At 66.0% G+C, this 15,800-nt stretch carries 14 protein-coding genes; 8 read left to right on the top strand and 6 right to left on the bottom strand.

The genetic code is table 11. The features are described 5' to 3' along the window. Positions 1–6: 6 nt before the first annotated feature. From MUB46_RS01045 to MUB46_RS01025, 5 genes are all read left to right on the top strand, one after another. On the top strand, positions 7–165 hold the full coding sequence (locus tag MUB46_RS01045; RefSeq protein ID WP_261614003.1) for a hypothetical protein: 159 nt from the start codon (positions 7–9) through the stop codon (positions 163–165). Between the two features lie 274 nt (positions 166–439). Further along, positions 440–1,468, top strand: a complete 1,029-nt coding sequence (locus MUB46_RS01040) for a TRAP transporter substrate-binding protein (RefSeq protein WP_261614002.1) — start codon at positions 440–442, stop codon at positions 1,466–1,468. A gap of 70 nt (positions 1,469–1,538) precedes the next feature. Further along, the gene (locus MUB46_RS01035; RefSeq protein ID WP_261614001.1) at positions 1,539–2,552 is read left to right on the top strand and encodes a TRAP transporter small permease subunit; all 1,014 of its coding nucleotides are present in this window, start codon (positions 1,539–1,541) and stop codon (positions 2,550–2,552) included. An 11-nt stretch (positions 2,553–2,563) separates the two neighbouring features. Beyond that, a complete protein-coding gene (locus tag MUB46_RS01030) occupies positions 2,564–3,946 on the top strand; it encodes a TRAP transporter large permease (protein ID WP_261614000.1) in 1,383 nt (460 codons plus the stop codon). 92 nt (positions 3,947–4,038) lie between these two features. Further along, the gene (locus tag MUB46_RS01025; RefSeq protein WP_261613999.1) at positions 4,039–5,352 is read left to right on the top strand and encodes a DUF3422 family protein; all 1,314 of its coding nucleotides are present in this window, start codon (positions 4,039–4,041) and stop codon (positions 5,350–5,352) included. A gap of 40 nt (positions 5,353–5,392) precedes the next feature. On the opposite strand, the gene MUB46_RS01020 is transcribed toward MUB46_RS01025, so the two are convergent. Beyond that, positions 5,393–5,818, bottom strand: coding sequence for a c-type cytochrome (locus MUB46_RS01020; RefSeq protein WP_261613998.1), 426 nt, complete (start codon positions 5,816–5,818; stop codon positions 5,393–5,395). Positions 5,819–5,969: 151 nt separating this feature from the next. After that, positions 5,970–6,923: a LysR family transcriptional regulator gene (locus MUB46_RS01015; RefSeq protein ID WP_261613997.1), complete on the bottom strand. Its 954-nt coding sequence runs from the start codon at positions 6,921–6,923 to the stop codon at positions 5,970–5,972. A 141-nt stretch (positions 6,924–7,064) separates the two neighbouring features. On the opposite strand from MUB46_RS01015, the gene MUB46_RS01010 reads away from it, so the two are divergent. From MUB46_RS01010 to glcF, 3 genes are read left to right on the top strand one after another with little or no spacing between them, the layout of a single operon-like run. Then, positions 7,065–8,528, top strand: a complete 1,464-nt coding sequence (locus tag MUB46_RS01010) for an FAD-linked oxidase C-terminal domain-containing protein (RefSeq protein WP_261613996.1) — start codon at positions 7,065–7,067, stop codon at positions 8,526–8,528. Between the two features lie 8 nt (positions 8,529–8,536). Beyond that, the gene (gene glcE, locus MUB46_RS01005) at positions 8,537–9,724 is read left to right on the top strand and encodes a glycolate oxidase subunit GlcE (RefSeq protein ID WP_261613995.1); all 1,188 of its coding nucleotides are present in this window, start codon (positions 8,537–8,539) and stop codon (positions 9,722–9,724) included. A gap of 4 nt (positions 9,725–9,728) precedes the next feature. Beyond that, a complete protein-coding gene (gene glcF, locus MUB46_RS01000) occupies positions 9,729–11,054 on the top strand; it encodes a glycolate oxidase subunit GlcF (RefSeq protein ID WP_261613994.1) in 1,326 nt (441 codons plus the stop codon). Here glcF and MUB46_RS00995 read toward each other — a convergent pair. From MUB46_RS00995 to MUB46_RS00980, 4 genes are all read right to left on the bottom strand, one after another. Next, the gene (locus MUB46_RS00995) at positions 11,051–11,470 is read right to left on the bottom strand and encodes a hypothetical protein (protein ID WP_261613993.1); all 420 of its coding nucleotides are present in this window, start codon (positions 11,468–11,470) and stop codon (positions 11,051–11,053) included. The genes glcF and MUB46_RS00995 overlap by 4 nt on opposite strands. Positions 11,471–11,472: 2 nt before the next feature. Further along, positions 11,473–13,098, bottom strand: a complete 1,626-nt coding sequence (locus tag MUB46_RS00990) for a GMC oxidoreductase (RefSeq protein ID WP_261613992.1) — start codon at positions 13,096–13,098, stop codon at positions 11,473–11,475. Between the two features lie 186 nt (positions 13,099–13,284). Then, positions 13,285–14,952, bottom strand: a complete 1,668-nt coding sequence (locus MUB46_RS00985; protein WP_261613991.1) for a methyl-accepting chemotaxis protein — start codon at positions 14,950–14,952, stop codon at positions 13,285–13,287. Between the two features lie 14 nt (positions 14,953–14,966). Then, the gene (locus tag MUB46_RS00980) at positions 14,967–15,785 is read right to left on the bottom strand and encodes a cache domain-containing protein (RefSeq protein WP_261613990.1); all 819 of its coding nucleotides are present in this window, start codon (positions 15,783–15,785) and stop codon (positions 14,967–14,969) included. Positions 15,786–15,800: the final 15 nt, after the last annotated feature.

Genomic DNA, 15,800 nt, shown 5'->3' with positions numbered 1-15,800 from the left:
CGGACAATGTGGACTGACAGGCTTTTCGCGGCCCTGGCTTTGATCGCATTGATCGCTTTTCTTGGCATACTCGTCGTCTACGTGATGCGCATCGATCTCGCCGTCGTGGTGGGCGTCGTCATTATCTTGGCGGCCTATGATTTCTATCGCGAACTGACGGCCTGAGACCGCGGCCATCCGGCCGAATAATCGGGGAACCGGCCGGCCGCGACGCGGCCCCCGTCGCGGTTCCCAATGCGGCCCACCGCGGGCTGCCCAAAATTTCGGCAAGTAACGGGCATTCCGGACCAGTCTGCCACCAATGGAGGACTGGCCTCCGCGCGTGTATTCGGTCTATTTTTAGGCGGCGAATCTAAAACACGTCGTTTGTTTTCGGAACGTTGCGAAACCCGGAAGGCAAGAAACCGGGGCTACGTTCAACAGGGAGGAACTTCATAAAATGAAGAAACTACTCGCCGTATCGGCTCTGGCTCTCGGCGTCGGCTTTGCGGGCGCTGCGAAGGCCGAGCAGTGGAACATGCAGTCGACCTATCCGGGCTCGCTGACCCAGCTCGGCACGCTCGGCAAGCACATCGCGGAGCAACTGAAGGCCGTCACCGACGGTGATATCGAGCTCGTCTTCCAGGAACCGGGCGCCCTGGTTCCCGCGCTTGAGGTGTTCGACGCGGTCGCCTCCGGTGCCGTCGAAGCCGGCTGGTCCACGCCCGGCTACTGGGCCGGCAAGGTGCCCGCCCTGCAGCTTTTCGCGGCGGTGCCGTTCGGGCCGCAGGCCGGCGAGTATATCGCCTGGATGAAGTTCGGCGGCGGCAAGGAGCTGTTCGACGAGATCTACGAGAAATACGGCATCCACTCGGTCACCTGCGGCGTCATCGCGCCCGAGGCGTCCGGCTGGTTCAAGAACGAGATCAAGTCGGTTGACGATCTCAAGGGTCTGAAGATGCGCTTCTTCGGCCTCGGCGCCAAGGTCATGGAGAAGATGGGCGTCTCGACCCAGCTTCTGGCAGGCGGCGACATCTTCCCGGCACTCGAGCTCGGCACGATCGACGCCACCGAGTTCTCCATGCCGGCGATCGACCTGAACCTCGGCTTCTACCAGGTCGCCAAACATTACTATTTCCCGGGCTGGCATCAGCAGGCCACGCTGTTCGACCTGATGATCAACCTCGACCTGTGGGAGAGCCTCTCCGATACGCAGAAGGCACAGATCGAGACCGTGTGCGACGCCGCCATCGCCTATGGCCTGGCCGAGGGCGAGGCGATCCAGTTCAAGGCGCTTCAGGAACTGGAGAAGAATGGCGTGCAGATCCACCGGTGGCCGCCGGAGATCCTAGACCAGCTGAAGGCCGCCTGGGACGAGGTGGTGGCCGAGCAGGTTGCCGCGGACGCTGATTTCGCCCGCGTCTGGGAATCGCTGGCGACGTTCCGCGAGAACTACAAGAAGTGGAAGGACCTCGGTTACCTCGACTGAGCCGTATTCGAAAAACCCGATGCACGGCCCGGCGGGTCCGGGCCGTGCACACCCGGACGGTTTTGGTTCGATGGGCACCCTGAGCGCTTTAGTGGCCGTGATCTCGGCCTTCGCCGTCGTGATGGCGCCGTTCGGTCTTCACTGGATCGCGCTGATCATCGGTTTCGTCGCCCTTTTCGTTGCCGCCGCGAAAGGAGCCCGGCCGGGCTTGTTTCTCACCTCGGCTGCGTTGATGGCGGTTTCCGTCCCTGTCGACGATGCCTTCGAGATGTCGCGCGCGGACCTGCGTCTGATGACCAGGGCGGCGGAGGACGGTGACGCGTTTTCCTCAGTCGTCCTGTCCATTCACGACGTCACGACGAACGTATCCGGGCTGCTCGTGGTGGCCACCCTGGTGCTGGTTGCGATCGCCATCCGAATCGCGGCGCGTCGGGCCAGCCCCGACGGCTGGTCGTTCTATCTGCGGGAGAGCGATGCCCTCGGCGACATGACCGTCTGGATCGGCAAGGCGGCGTCGTTCCTCTACGTGCCGATGATCTTCATAATCATCTACGACGTCAGCCAGCGCAAAATGCTGGAATTCTGGCCGACCTTCGCCGAGACCGGCTGGTATCACACCTTCACCTCGACCAAGCTGCAGGAAGCCGAATGGCATCTGCACGCGGTCCTGTTCCTGCTGTGCTTCGGCTACGCCTACATCAAGGACGCGCATGTGCGCATCGAGCTCGTGCGCGACAAGCTCGCCCCGCGCACCCGCGTCTGGATCGAGCTTCTGGGCTGCATCTTCTTCCTCGTCGCCTATTGCTACGTGGTCATGCGCTTCGGCTACGACTTCGCCCAGAATTCGTTCAAGCTCATGGAGCAGTCGTCGGCCCAGACCGGGCTGCCGCTGCGCTTCATCATCAAGTCGTTCCTGCCGTTCGGCTTCCTGATCCTGGGGCTCGCCGGCGTTGCGGTCGCGGTGAAGTGCGTCGTCTATCTGTTTGGACCGGAGGCCTTGCGGTCCGCGTCCGGCTACTACGCGGGAACCCATCACGCGGATATTCCCGAAGACGCCGTTGAACCGGCAACCGCGGATCGCTGAGGGCAGGGGCTATGGAAATATTCGTCGAGTTCCTGCCGCTCTGGATGTTCTTCGTCCTGGCGCTGCTGCTGTTCACCGGCTACCCGGTGGCGTTCGTGCTCGGCGGTGTCGGGCTGGCCTTTGCCCTGATCGGCGACCTCGCCGGCGTCTTCCGGCTCCAGCAGCTCTCCCTGATCCCGCTGCGGATCTACGGGGGCACCATGGAGAGCCCGGTCCTCGTGGCCATCCCGATGTTCATCTTCATGGGGACGATGCTGGAGAAATCCGGCGTCGCCAAGGACCTGCTGCACGCGTTGCAGGTGTTGCTGCGCCGCGTTCCCGGCGGTCTGGCCCTGTCGGTCACGCTGATGGGCACCATCATGGCGGCGACCACAGGCATCATCGGCGCCTCGGTGGTGATGATGACGCTGCTGGCGCTGCCCGTCATGCTGGAGCGGCAATACAATCTGCCGCTCGCCACCGGCACCATCGCCGCGTCCGGAACCCTCGGTATCCTCATCCCGCCATCGATCATGCTCGTGATCATGGCCGATCTCCTGTCGGTTCCGGTCGGCACGGTGTTCATCGGTGCCATCATTCCCGGCTTGCTGCTGTCGCTGCTCTACGCGGTCTACATCTGGACCCTGTGCCACGTTAAGCCGCATCTCGCCCCGCCGCTGCCGGACGATATCGGCCCGGCCGACCGCGGCGAGTTCTGGGCGATGATCCTGCGCAGCTTCGTGCCGCCCGTGGTGCTGATCGTGCTGGTTCTCGGCTCGATTTTCGCCGGTTTCGCGACGCCGACCGAAGCCGCCGGCGTCGGTGCTGGCGGCTCGATACTGCTTGCCGTTTTCAATCGGGCCCTGACCTGGAATGTCTTCGTCGAGGTTTGCCAGCGATCGGCGCTGACCGGCGGCATGCTGTTCGGCATCTTCGTCGGCGCGACCTGCTTTTCGTTCGTTTTCCGCACGCTCGGCGGCGAGCATCTGATCATCGAGTTCATCCAGGCCACCGGCGTCGGCCCGTGGAGCATCCTGTCCGTGCTGATGCTGATGATCTTCCTGCTCGGCTTCTTCTTCGACTGGATCGAGATCACCCTGATCGTGCTGCCGGTGTTCGCGCCGATCGTGGGCCTGCTCGATTTCGGCGGCCATGTCGGCGATTGGGAGGGCGTCACCCAGGCGAACGTCATCTGGTTCCTGGTGCTGGCGGCGGTGAACCTGCAGACGTCGTTCCTGACACCGCCGTTCGGCTTCGCGCTGTTCTATATGAAGGGCGTCGCCCCGCCCGAGGTGACGATCCAGCACATCTATCGCGGCATCATTCCCTTCGTCGCCCTGCAGGTGATCGGCCTGCTCCTGTGCATGGCTTTTCCGGCGCTGGTGCTCTGGCTGCCGAGCTATCTGCTGCATTAGCCGCGCGAAAGGGCTTGCCTCGCCGAACCGCTGGTTTAGGGTCGCCGCCGATTTTTTCGTGACCCGACGGCGATCGCACATGGACGACGCGAATGGACAACACTGCGGAACAGAACGGCGCGCAGCAGCCAACGAAGACCCAGGCGTCGTTTGAAATCCACCCCCTGCGCGACATGCTGGCTGGTGAGGTGCATGCACGGCCCTTCCGGCCGGTCGAGACGCCGCGCGTCCTCCATCACATGGCGTTCCTGTCGGACGTGGACGCGGCCGAGGAGCTGGAGGCGCTCGCCCGCTTCTGCACGGCGCATGGCGCCCTGCCGCCGGGCCCCGGCGCGCGGCACCATGTGGTTACCCTCGGCGGCGCCGAGTTGCGCTGGGAGCGGCACACCGAATTCACCACCATGACGCTGGCCGTCGCCCCCCCGCCCAACGATGCCTTTGCCGCCCCGAATATCGCCTCCCTGTCCGCCTTCCTGCCGAAGCCTCCGGGGCCGCTGATCGCCGCGACCCGTCTGGCGCTGGTGCCAATGGAAGACGACCTGCCGGATCTCGGCATGTTCGACGCCTCGAGCCTGTGCGTGGCGCGCGCCGATAGCGGCGGCGCCGTCGTCGCGACCGATTTCAGGCCCGATCCGTCCGGCTTCACGCGCATGCTGGTGGCGAACGCCAGGCTGACGCCGGCGCGCGCCGGCGCGCTGGTGCAGCGCCTGCTGGAGATCGAGACCTACCGCACCCTCGCCATTCTCGGTCTGCCCGAAGCCCAGCGCATCCGCCCGATCGTCGACCGCATCGAATCCGAGCTTGCCGCTCTGACCTTGCGCATGAAGGATGAGGTCGGTTTGCAGCTCTCCCGCGAACTGCTCGAAAAGCTGGTGGGGCTCGCGGCCGAAGTGGAATCCGAAGCGGCCGGGGCGACCTACCGCTTCGGTGCGACCCGAGCCTACTGGGAACTGGTGACGCAGCGGTTCGTCTCGATCCGCGAGGAGCGCATTCCCGGATACGGGTCGATCGAAGGATTTCTCTCCCGGCGCATGAAGCCCGCGCTGCGTACTTGCGACAGTGTCGAGCGGCGGCTCACGGATCTGTCGCAGAAGCTCGCGCGGACATCCAACCTGTTGCGGACCCGCGTCGACATCGAGCTGGAAAGCCAGAACCGCGATCTCCTGCAATCGATGAACCGCCGCGCGCGCCTGCAGTTGCGCCTGCAGCGCACGGTCGAGGGCCTGTCGGTTGCCGCCGTCAGCTATTATATCGTCGGCCTGATAGGCTACCTCGCCAAGGGCGGCGAGAAGGTGCTCGGAATCGCCTTCGATCCGTCGTTGGCGACAGCTGCCGCCGTGCCGGTCGCGGTGCTCCTCGTCTGGCTCCTCGTGCGCCGTATCCGCGGCGGTCACACCGACGAGTGAGGCTGGCGAGTGAGGCAGGCGAGCGAGCCGGCGGACGGTCCTATTTCAGGATTTTCGTTTCGGCGGGGCCGTCGAACTTGAGCGTCTTCAGAAAGGCGATCAGGTCCTCGCGGGCGACGTCATCGTGTAAGCCGGCATAGGCCATGCGGGTGCCGCGCACGTAGTTGCGCGGATTGGCGAGGTAGGCGTCGAGCGTTTGTTCGGTCCACACCAGGCCGTCGGCGCCCTTTTCCTTCATGGCCCGGGAATAGACGAAGCCGTCGCGGCTCGCCGCGCGTCGTCCGATGATATTGTTGAGCACGGGGCCGACGTCGTTTCTCGCCCCGTTACCGATCTGGTGGCAGGCCGCGCAGGTGTGGAACAGGTCCTGGCCCTTGCCGGCATCCCCGCCGGCAAGAGCGAGGTTGCCGCTGACACTGCCGAAGAACAGAGAAAATACAGCGAAAATTGCCAGTCGAATGATCATTTTCCGAATCACTATCAGCTTTGCGCACTATATTGGCGACTAACATAAACGCACGGTGGAGGGGATGGCCAGCCAATGCGAGGCGCTCGCACCCGTGTTGGCGAAACACCGTGAATCGTTACGAAAGAAGCGAAGACCATGGCCGCGCGCGTCAGGCCGCCGCCTCGCGGTCGGGCCCGGCCTTGGGATCGAGGAACGTCAGGTCCAGCCCCTCGTCCCAGTAGGGCTCCGGCCCGAACAGCTCGGCCAGGAAATCGATGAACACCCTGACCCGCGCGGGCAGAAAGCGACGGCTGGGATAGACCGCGTAGACGGCGACGCGCCGCGACTCCCGGAAGTCCGGCAGGATGATCTTCAGGTCGCCGCGCTGCAGCGCCGGCCCGACGTCCCAGGTCGAGCGCAGCGCGATGCCGAGCCCGGCAATCACCGTCTCGCGCACCACTTCGCTCGAATTGGTCTGCAGGTTCCCCGATACGCGAACCGAGGTCGGCCCCTCCGGTCCTTCGAGCTGCCAAAGGTCCTGATGGGTGGCGAAGACGCAATTGTGGCGGGTCAGCTCCGCCAAGGTCTTGGGTTCGCCCTCGCGTTCGAGATAGGCCGGCGAGGCGCAGATCACGCGGTGGTTCGGCGCGAGCCTGCGTGCGATCAGGCTGGAATTCTCGAGCGCGGCGATGCGCACCGCTAGATCGTAGCCCTCGCCGACAATGTCGACGAAGCTGTCCGACAGCATCAGGCTCAGCGTCAGGTCGGGATAGAGTTCGGAGAACCGGCCCAGGTTGGGCGCGATATGCATGCGCCCGAACGACGTCGGCGCGGTGATCTTGAGCGTCCCGCGCGGAGCCGCGTTGCGTCGGGTGACGTACGACTCGGCTTCCTCGATCGATGCGAGGATGCCGATAACCCGCTCGTAATAGCCCTGTCCGTCCTCGGTCAGGGCGATCTGCCGGGTCGTGCGTTGCAGCAGGCGCGCCCCGAGCCGTTCCTCCAGGCGCCGCACCCGCTTGGAGATGACCGCCGGCGAAAGCCCCATTTCGCGCCCGGCTGCCGACATGCTCCCAGCCGTCACGACCCTGGCAAAGATTTCCATATCCGTCAGGTCGGCCATGTCCTCCCCCAGTGTTATTTTCCCTCAGGGAAACAATTCTTGTAGACTTTTGTTCATGAGAGTAACGGATACGTTGCCAAACTGCATCAAGGAAAAAACCGGCCGCCACTGGAACGAGGGGCGGTTTGAAGGAGAAACCCTATGTCTTCCCTGGCTTTACCGGCCGTAGATGCTGGCATTCTGGCCAAGCGCGCGCGCATAGTCGAGCGACTCGGGGAGGTCGTCGGTGCCCGTTGGGTGATCTCCGACGAGGACGAGTTGCGCGCCTACGAGACCGACGCCCTGACGGCCTATCGGCAGATTCCGCTCGCCGTGGCGTTGCCCTCCACGACCGACGAGGTATCGCGGGTTCTCGCGGTCCTGAACGAGGAGGGCGTGAAGGTGATCGGCCGCGGTGCCGGCACGTCGCTGGCCGGCGGCGCCCTGCCGCTCGCCGATTCCGTGGTGGTGGGCGTCTCGCGCATGAGCCGGGTGCTCGACATCGACACCGCCAACCGCGCGATCAGGGTCGAGGCGGGCGTCACCAATCTCGCCGTGTCGGGCGCCGTCGACCATCTCGGCTTCTTCTACGCTCCGGATCCCTCGAGCCAGCTTGCCTGCACGATTGCCGGCAATGTGGCGATGAATTCCGGGGGCGCCCACTGCCTGAAATACGGCGTCACCACCAACAATGTGCTCGGCCTCACCGTCGTCCTGATGGACGGCACCGTGATCGAGCTCGGCGGCACGCATATGGACAGCCCCGGGTACGACCTGCTCGGCCTGATGACCGGCTCCGAAGGTCAGCTCGGCATCGTCACCGAGGCCGTGCTCCGCATCCTGCCCAAGGCGGAGGGCGCGCGCCCTGTGCTCGTCGGCTTCAGCTCGAACACCGATGCCGGCACCTGCGTGTCCGATATCATCGGCCAGGGAATGCTGCCGGTTGTGATCGAGTTCATGGACAGGCCCGCGATCCGCATCTGCGAGGATTTCGCCCATGCCGGCTATCCGCTCGACGTCGAGGCGATGCTGATCATCGAGGTCGAGGGCTCGGAGGAGGAAATCGTCGAGCAGCTCGCCAAGATCGTCGCCGTGGCCAGGGACAACGGCGCGGTGCATGTGCGCGAGGCGAAGACGCCGGCCGAGAGCGCGGCGATCTGGAAGGGCCGCAAATCGGCCTTCGGCGCCATGGGCCGCATCTCCGACTATATGTGCATGGACGGCACGATCCCGACCGGGCGCCTGCCCGAGGTGCTGGTGAAGATCTCCGAGATCTGCGAAGGCTACGGCCTCGGCGTCGCCAACATCTTCCATGCCGGCGACGGCAACCTGCACCCCCTCGTTTTGTATGACGTCAACGATCCCGAGCAGCTTGAAAAGGCCGAAGCCTGCGGCGCCGACATCCTCGAACTCTGCGTCGAGGTCGGCGGCTGCCTCACCGGCGAGCACGGCGTCGGCATCGAGAAAAGGGAACTGATGACGAGCCAGTTCAACGCGACCGACCTCGACCAGCAGATGCGCATCAAGACCATGCTCGACCCGCAATGGCTGCTCAATCCGGCCAAGGTGTTCCCGCTTGCCGGGCGGCCCGAACCGGTCCGGCTCAAGACCAGCGAGGCGGCCTGAGCCCGGCCATGTCGCAGTACACACCTGATAGCGAAGCGGCGGTCGAGGAGATCGTCCGCGCGGCCCGGGCCAGGTCCGAGCCACTGGAAATCGCCGGCGGTGGCGGCAAGCGCGCGCTTGGCAGGCCCGTACAGGCCGCCGCCACCCTGTCGCTCGGCAAGCTCGCCGGCATCACGCTCTACGAGCCGAGCGAATTGGTGATCGCGGCGAAAGCCGGCACGCCGCTCGCCGAGATCGAGGCGAGGCTGAAGCAGCAGGGCCAGAGATTGCCCTTCGACCCGCCGCGTCTGCACCGGCTCTACGGCGGCGATCGCGACACGGCATCCATCGGCGCGGTCGTGGCGAGCAACCTGTCCGGTCCGCGCCGCGTCCATGCCGGGGCGGCGCGCGACTCGTTGATCGGCGTGCGGTTCGTCAACGGCGCCGGCGAGACGGTGAAGTCCGGCGGCCGCGTGATGAAGAACGTGACCGGCCTGGACCTGGTCAAGCTCATGAGCGGTGCCTTCGGCACGCTGGGCGTCCTCACCGAAGTGACGTTCAAGGCGCTGCCCGCGCCGGAGACCGAGGCGACGCTGGTCTTCGAGGGACTGGACGACCATCAGGCCGTGGCCTGTCTCTCGGCCGGGCTGGGCAGCCCGTGGGAGGTCACCGGCGCGGCGCATCTGCCAGCCGTCGCCGGCGCGCCGGCGCGCACGCTCCTGCGTCTGGAGGGCTTCGAGACCCAGATGGCCTATCGCGGCAAGGCGCTCGGCGATGCGCTCGCCGGGTTCGGCGGCTGCGACATCCTGCGCGGGGCCGACAGCGCGGCGCGCTGGGCCGCGATCGGCGAGCTGGAACCGCTCGCCGCGCATGACGACGAGGCCGTCTGGAAGGTCTCGACCACGCCCAACAAGGCCCCCGAGGTTGCCGCCGCGATCCGCGCCGCGACCGGTGCGCGCCTGTATTACGACTGGGGCGGCGGCCTGATCTGGGTCGCCGTGCCGGCCGAGGGTGACGCGGGCGCCGCCGCGATCCGCGCGGCCCTGTCGGATGCCGGCGGTCATGCCACTTGCATGCGTGCGCCCGACGAAATCCGCGCTGCGATAGCCGTCTTCGAGCCGCAGCCCGAACCGGTCATGGCGTTGACGCGAAAACTGAAAGAAACCTTCGATCCCGACCGGGTGCTCAATCCCGGTCGTATGTACGCGGGCGTGTGAGCCGATGCAGACCAATTTCTCCCTGGCCCAGCTCGCCGATCCGCATATGGCGTCGTCGGAAAAGATCCTGCGAACCTGCGTCCATTGCGGCTTCTGCACGGCCACCTGTCCGACCTATCTCGAACTCGGCGACGAACTCGATAGCCCGCGCGGGCGCATCTACATGATCAAGGACATGCTCGAGGGCGGCAAGCCGGCCTCGACGGAGGTCGTGCGTCACGTCGACCGCTGCCTGTCGTGCCTGTCGTGCATGACGACCTGTCCCTCCGGCGTCCATTACATGCATCTGGTCGACCACGCCCGCGCCTATATCGAGGACACCTATACGCGCCCCTGGCACGACCGGGCGATGCGGTCGCTGCTGGCGGCGATCCTGCCCTATCCCGGCCGCTTCCGGCTGGCGCTCGGTGGCGCGCTGCTCGGCCGACTGATGTTGCCGGTGTTCAAGGCGACCCCCGGGCTGCAGCGTGTCGCCGCGATGCTGTCGCTGGCCCCGTCCGCCCTGCCGTCTCGCGGCGAGATGGAGGGGCCGGCCGTGTTTGCGCCGAAGCGGAAGCGGCGCGGGCGCGTCGCGCTGCTTTCCGGCTGCGCCCAGCCGGTGCTCGATCCCGGCATCAACGCGGCCACCATCCGCCTTCTGAACCGGCTCGACGTCGAGGTCGTGCTGCCGAAGGGGGAGGGCTGCTGCGGGGCTCTCGTCCATCACATGGGCAAGGAAGCGCCGGCGCTGGATTTCGCCCGGGCCAATGTCGACGCATGGACCGCCGAGATCGAAGGCGACGGCATCGACGCCATCCTGATCACCGCGTCCGGCTGCGGCACCACGGTCAAGGATTACGGCTTCATGCTGCGCGAGGACCCGACCTATGCCGACAAGGCGGCGACGGTGTCGGCTCTGGCGAAGGACATCACCGAGTATCTCGCGACGCTCGAATTGCCCGCGCCGTCCGAGGCCCCCGGCCTGACGGTCGCCTATCATTCGGCCTGCTCGATGCAGCACGGCCAGCAGATCCGCGAGGAACCGAAGGCGCTCCTGAAGGCGGCGGGCTTCACCGTCAAGGACGTGCCCGAAGGCCATATCTGCTGCGGCTCGGCGGGCACCTACAACATCCTGCAGCCGAGGCTTGCCGAGCGTCTGCGCGATCGTAAGGTGCGCAACATCGAGAGCACCGCGCCGGACCTGATCGCCGCGGGCAATATCGGGTGCATGACGCAGATCGGCAGCGGCACGGGCCTGCCCGTCGTCCACACCGTGGAGCTGCTCGATTGGGCCTATGGCGGAGCGATGCCGGAGGCTCTCGCCGGACGGGTCGGCAACCCGGCCGCTTAGACCGTCTCGCTCTCGGCGAGCCACGCCGCCGCGCACAGGTTGGCTTCTGTTTCCGACAGGATCCAGCCGTCGACGCTGACCATGCGGCCTTCGGCGAAGTCGGCGCCGCACTGGTCCTGAACGAGCCGCTTCCGCGTGGTCGGACAGTTTGTCGACAGAGCGGTTCGGATCAGTGGTCGCTGCGAGACGAGGGCGGCGAGGCGGTCGAAGTCTGCCGGCGCGCGCCCGGCGGCGACGAGGGCCCGGCCGATGCGGCGTGCGGCCGCGTCGCCTGGGACGGTATCGAGCAGTGCGAAGAAGTCGGGGTGTTTGCGCGGCACGAACCGGCAGGCGAACAGTGACCCGCCATAGGCCGCGGCGCCGACACCGACGATGCCTGCGAACCCGATTGCCAGTCTGCGTGTGATCTTGCCCATGCTCAGCTCTTTCCGATCGATCGCGCGCCTTTGGCCGTGACCGGGACTATGCCTGCCAGGTGGTCGGCGAGACGCGCGGCGAGTGCGACGATCGTGAGTGTCGGGTTGGCCGTACCCGCGGTCGTGAAGACCGAGCTGCCGGCCATGTACAGGTTCTTCACCGAATGGACGCGGCAATTCCTGTCGACGACGCCCGTCCTGGGGTCGTCGCTCATTCGCGTCGTGCCGATGTGATGGTAACCGGTGAAGACGACATCCAGATCCGGCGGTTCGGTGATGCCGACATTGACCCGTCCGAGGCCGGCCGCGCCGATCGCGGCCCCGATCAGTTCATGGGTCCGGCGCAGGCTGAGCAGGTCGGACGGCGCGATTTGCCAGTCGAGAGCGATCCGCCGCCAGCCGAACGGATCGGTGTCCTCGACCAGATAGACGCGGCTCGCCGGATTGGGCGACTGCTCGGCGTCCTGCCGCAGCTTGGCGGCCAGTGCCCGGCCCTTGGCGGCGAACGGGCGCATCACATGGCGATAGACGCCGACCGCGATGGTGTCGGCGTCCTCGACGGCGTTGCAGTAGTTTTCGGCGAATCGGTCGGGCCTTTGCCCGTGCGCGAAGGCCTTGACGATCGCGGAGAACGAAACCCAGCCGTGTCCGCGGAAGTCGTTGCTGAACGTGGTGTTTTCGTATTGCGGTACCAGGAAGGCGGTGTTGTTCAGCAGCTGCTCGCGACGCATGATGTCGAACGGCAGTTTCAGCCCGACCTGCATCGCCGTACCGTCGGCTTCGACCACCTCGCTGTAGAGCGAAAGATCGATGGTCTCGTCGGCGAACAGGACCGTACCGATCTCGCAGTTGAGATGGTCCATGAAGTAACGGCCGACGAGGTCGTTCTCGTTGCCGATGCCGCCGGCCCGCTGCTTGTCGCAATTCAGGAGGATGCGGGCGTTCTCGATGCCGCCGCAGGCGATGACATAGGTCTCGGCGCGAACGCGCAGCGTGCGGCCCTCCAGCGTCGAGAATTCGCAATGGTCGACCGCGTCGTCCGTCAACGCGATGTCGATGAGATTGGCGTGCAGGAAGCAGCGGATACGCGGGTTCTCCGCGATCGGATCCCAGTAGGTTTCCGCGAACCGGGTCGGCGGGCTTTGCTGATAGACGGCATCACCGACCATTGCCGGATCGAGCGGCAGCGCCGGTGCATCGAACTGGGGCTCCCAGTCGGCGAACGTGTAGTCGAAGGGACCGAGCTGAAGATAGGGCTGTGCTCTGGCGTAGTAGGGATCGAGATCGGTCCGCGAGATCGGCCAGCCGGAATGGGGGACGCCGGGGCGCGCTTCGAAGTCGATCGGGTCGAGCGGTGCGCACAGCCCGGTCCAATGGCCGGACGTGCCGCCGAATTCGCGCAGGCGCGAGGAGGCGACGTCCGTGTTCGCGTCGCCCACCACGTCTCCTTCGTAAAGGGCCTGGGTGTCGGACTCGTAGCCATGGCCGCCGGATTCCAGCAGGACGACATCGATGCCCTTGCCGGCCAGTTCGAGCGCCAGCGCGATGCCGGCCGGTCCGGCCCCAGCGACGCAGACCGAGCCGGCAACCGGCTCGTGGGACGAATAGTCCCGCAGATCGATGATCATTCCGTGGGTCCTCAGCGGCACGACTGCGCCGAGAGTGGCTTCTAGGGCAACGAAGTTAATTTGGTTCCAATGCGCCGAAACCCGGGTGCCGGCCGCCGAGGGCGATCCGTCGATCGGGTATGGTGGAAGCAAGGCGGGCCGCCCGCATGGGGCGGCCCGCCTCGATGGATTGCGTTGTCGCGGACGTCAGGCGGCGGCGACGTCGGCCAGGAACCGGTCGATCGACTGGCGCAGCCGTTCGGTCTCCGCGACGGCCGAAGAGGTGACGGTCTCGACCTGCGCGGCCGACTGCGAGGTCTCCCCCGCGGCGGCATCCAGGCCGGCGACATTCTCCACGACCGCCTGCGTTCCCGATGCCGCGACGGCCACGTTGCGGCTGATTTCCGCCGTCGCCGAGCCTTGCTCTTCGATTGCCGCGGCGATGGCGGAGGCGTGGTCGTTCACCTCCTCGATCGTCTTGGCGATCGCCTGGATCGCCGTGACGGCGTCCCCGGTCGATTGCTGGATCGCCGTGATCTGCTCGGAGATGTCCTCCGTCGCCTTCGCGGTCTGGCCGGCCAGCGTCTTGACCTCGCTGGCGACCACGGCGAAGCCGCGGCCGGCCTCGCCTGCGCGGGCCGCCTCGATCGTGGCGTTCAGGGCCAGCAGGTTGGTCTGCTCGGCGATGTCGGAGATCAGGCCGACCACGTCGCCGATGCGCTGTGCCGCCGATGCGAGGCCGGATATCTGGTCGTTCGACCGGCGTGCCGCCTCGGTCGCCTGATGCACGGTCGAGTTGGTCTCGCTGATCTGACGCCCGATCTCGGTGATCGAGCTGGCGAGTTCCTCGGCCGCGGCGGCCACGGTCTGCACGTTGGAGGATGCCTCGGCGGATGCCGACGAAACGCTTGACGCGCGACCGGCGGTGCTGCCGGCGATCCCGGTGAGAACCTGCGCCGTCTCGCGCATCTGGCCCATGTTCGCCGAGACCGCTTGCAGGGCTTCGGTCACGTCGCTTCGGAAGCCGTTGATGAGGCTCTCGACCCGGCGCCGACGCTCGGCGTCCCGCTCCTGCTCGCCGGCTGCTTTCTGCTCGAGTCGGGCCCGTTCGATGGCGTTGGCGCGGAACACCTCGACGGTCTTCGCCATGGCGCCGATCTCGTCGCTGCGGTCGACGCCCTGAACCGCGAGGGCGGTGTCGCCATTGGCCAGTTCGCTCATCTGCGCGGTCAGCGTCAGCACCGGGCGGGTCACGGTGCGCTGCACCCAGATGCCCAGTCCGATCGCCGCGGCGACGACCGCCGCCACGCCCAGCAGGATGACGGTTCGCGTCAGGCCCACCGCGGCGGCAACCGTCGCGGTACCCGCCGCTGTCATCTGTTCCGCGATGCGCGTGGCGTTCAGAAGGCCGGCCCGGATGACACCGATCTGGGCCTCGTTCTGCCCCGAGGCCTCGTAGAGCCGGGCTTCGTCCACGGTGAGCGGGTGCCGCATGAGCGCGATCTGCGGATCGCGGATCTCGCTGCCCCATTTCGACATCTGGCCGAAAACGCCGTCGAGTTCGGCCGCAAGCTCCGAGCCGGGGGTGACGACGTCACGGGCCAGCGCCGTGGCTTCGGCGCGGCGCTGCTGCGCCGCATTGGCGGAGTCGAGGAAGGAGCGGTCACCCGACATCACGAAGCCGCGGATCGTTCCTTGCTCGGCCTCGAAGGAGGTGGAGATGCCGGCGATCGCCCCGGCGATGCTCGCGACCCGGGCTGCCTCGGTGTTGGCGTTGCTGATGCGGTTGCCGGCCGTCCAGATCAGGACGCCGACGAGGATGTTCAGGAAAACGATGACACCGAAGCTGACGACGAGTTTCTTGGCGATTGTCATGGTCGAACTCCGGATCAGGAATTGAGGCCCAGCAGCCGGCGGCGCTGCAGTTCCGTGAGATTGATTTCAACCGTCGCCGCGCCGATGGACCGTCCGTCCGGATCGACGATCGTCACATTGACCTGCGCGCGCCAGGTGCCGGTCTTGTCGTTGAATTCGGCCTCGTCGACGAAGATCGCCTCCGGCCCGACGGGATAGGTTTTCTGGAACTTGGCTTCGTCGCCCTGCCAGTAGTCCGACGTCGTGGCGCTTTGACCGACGTTCAGCCCGGCCGCGTCCATGACGAAGATTTCGCTGTACAGGCCGAGGTTGCCGGCCTGGATGCGTGTCAGATAGCTCGAGAGCGGGCTGGTCAGCACGCTGGCGATGATCGGCTGGTCGGCGACCTCGCGCTCGGCCCGCCACTGCTTGTCGAGCGTGTCGATGTCGGCGTCGGAGAGGCCGGCGGTGACCTTGTTGCGTGCCGTGACCGAACGCCAGACCACCGGCGCGTCCAGGAAATCCCGGATGTCGGCGATCACGCGTTCGTCGATCAGTGAAGTCGTCGGGCTCGGCACGACTTGCGTGGCGCCTATGCCGACAGACGTCAGCAAGGCCGCGGCCCCGATTGCGATGGTTTTGATGATCATTGTTGCCCCGAAGGTGTTCTGCATTTCTCCCATGAAGTTGCATGGGTAAACGGTGAACTCTTGTGGTTTGGTTACGAAACGCCCGTTTTTTCGGGATTTTCGTCGCGTCGGCGGGCACCCGCTACTTGGATTGCCTGAATGGAGAAGGCGAGACAGGATTATTTCCAATTTGGAAAAAGAGCCGGTTTGCGACGATTGTTTCACCGCGCCGCGCCATAT

The sequence above is a fragment of the Microbaculum marinisediminis genome (genome assembly GCF_025397915.1).
In the GTDB taxonomy this organism is placed as follows: Bacteria; Pseudomonadota; Alphaproteobacteria; order Rhizobiales; family Tepidamorphaceae; genus Microbaculum; species Microbaculum marinisediminis.
Note: the sequence above shows the minus strand (reverse complement) of the source record. Positions and strands in the feature narration are given on the sequence as shown.

Excerpts from the sequence above, each read along its gene's own strand:
- MUB46_RS01035 (WP_261614001.1), top strand. The coding sequence starts at position 1,539 with ATGGGCACCCTGAGCGCTTTAGTGGCCGTGATCTCGGCCTTCGCCGTC.
- MUB46_RS01025 (WP_261613999.1), top strand. The coding sequence starts at position 4,039 with ATGGACAACACTGCGGAACAGAACGGCGCGCAGCAGCCAACGAAGACC.
- MUB46_RS01045 (WP_261614003.1), top strand. The coding sequence starts at position 7 with ATGTGGACTGACAGGCTTTTCGCGGCCCTGGCTTTGATCGCATTGATC.
- MUB46_RS00985 (WP_261613991.1), bottom strand. The coding sequence starts at position 14,952 with ATGACAATCGCCAAGAAACTCGTCGTCAGCTTCGGTGTCATCGTTTTC.
- MUB46_RS01020 (WP_261613998.1), bottom strand. The coding sequence starts at position 5,818 with ATGATCATTCGACTGGCAATTTTCGCTGTATTTTCTCTGTTCTTCGGC.
- MUB46_RS01030 (WP_261614000.1), top strand. The coding sequence starts at position 2,564 with ATGGAAATATTCGTCGAGTTCCTGCCGCTCTGGATGTTCTTCGTCCTG.
- MUB46_RS01010 (WP_261613996.1), top strand. The coding sequence starts at position 7,065 with ATGTCTTCCCTGGCTTTACCGGCCGTAGATGCTGGCATTCTGGCCAAG.
- MUB46_RS01015 (WP_261613997.1), bottom strand. The coding sequence starts at position 6,923 with ATGGCCGACCTGACGGATATGGAAATCTTTGCCAGGGTCGTGACGGCT.
- MUB46_RS00995 (WP_261613993.1), bottom strand. The coding sequence starts at position 11,470 with ATGGGCAAGATCACACGCAGACTGGCAATCGGGTTCGCAGGCATCGTC.
- glcF (WP_261613994.1), top strand. The coding sequence starts at position 9,729 with ATGCAGACCAATTTCTCCCTGGCCCAGCTCGCCGATCCGCATATGGCG.
- glcE (WP_261613995.1), top strand. The coding sequence starts at position 8,537 with ATGTCGCAGTACACACCTGATAGCGAAGCGGCGGTCGAGGAGATCGTC.
- MUB46_RS00990 (WP_261613992.1), bottom strand. The coding sequence starts at position 13,098 with ATGATCATCGATCTGCGGGACTATTCGTCCCACGAGCCGGTTGCCGGC.
- MUB46_RS01040 (WP_261614002.1), top strand. The coding sequence starts at position 440 with ATGAAGAAACTACTCGCCGTATCGGCTCTGGCTCTCGGCGTCGGCTTT.